Raw genomic sequence first — 1042 nt, forward strand, 5'->3', positions numbered from 1 at the left:
GCCGGGCATGATCTGGGCGTTTTCCGCAGCCATTTGCCCCCACTAGGGCCGTCATGCTGCCACGCGCAAATTCACCGTTTAATTGCGGCGTCACCGCACGATGCTGATAGCAAACCACAAGCTGATTAAGTACGATTATCAGACTGCCGCCCACCAAGTGAGCGCTGCTAGCAATAAGGTCAGCACCATACGCAGCCATGCCGGGCAGCTGAGCATGGTGCCGAGACGGAGAAATGCCGGTGAGGTATTCATCAAAAAACTACCTATATGTTATAATGTAATAATAATAAAATCATTACGGTTATCATTAAAATGTATCTAATTATTACGTTATGACTGGATGACTAGCGCGTTTTTTATATAAAAAACTCAACATAGTGATGGTTTTGTGCGGGAGCACGCCGGAGCGAGTAAAATAATTAACTGTTAAATCATTAGTATAGGCTACACTATATTTATAATCTGACTTATCCACTCAGCTACAGCAATTAAGCTGATAAGCAAAAGTTAACTCTGAGAGGAAAAAATGCGCAAAACTTTACCATTAAAATATCGTCAAACTAACATTGAATCACTAGAATTAATGCATGAGATCCAACAGATAATTCCTAAAATGAAGATGACCTAGTTGGTTCACTGGAATGGTATTCACAAGAATGCGCGATATGTTCCCGAAAGTCTGAAAATTATTTCCTTGGAATATTTGCAACAATCGCTCGTTATAAAATGAACTGCAGCTTCCGCTGGAACGTATTCAATGCCTGTCTGGATATTGATGCGAGTGAAACAATCAATCAGTCAGTCAATTTTACCCTTACTTCTGATGCGCTGATGTTTAATTTCATTGATAATGATCGTCACAACATGTCGGATGAATTGTAATATTTAGTCAGTCGAACGGCAGGTTATTTTAAATAAGTTATATTTTTTAGATGTTTACATAGCATAGTAATTATCACTTTCTGGCATCCATGTTTAAAAGTGTGGTTTAATGGCCTGTTTTGTAAGTTTAGGAGGGCTTCATTGAATAATAGGTAATAAT

The 1042-nt window shown here is 38.8% G+C and carries 2 pseudogenes; one reads left to right on the plus strand and one right to left on the minus strand.

Going from position 1 to position 1042, the window contains the following annotated elements:
* A pseudogene (locus BBW68_RS19250) lies at positions 1-199 on the minus strand (hypothetical protein); the annotation flags it as partial.
* 327 nt (positions 200-526) lie between these two features.
* On the opposite strand from BBW68_RS19250, the pseudogene BBW68_RS20870 reads away from it, so the two are divergent.
* Positions 527-882, plus strand: a pseudogene (locus tag BBW68_RS20870) (hypothetical protein).
* Positions 883-1042: the final 160 nt, after the last annotated feature.

The sequence above is a fragment of the Candidatus Erwinia dacicola genome, from assembly GCF_001756855.1.
GTDB lineage: Bacteria > Pseudomonadota > Gammaproteobacteria > Enterobacterales > Enterobacteriaceae > Erwinia > Erwinia dacicola.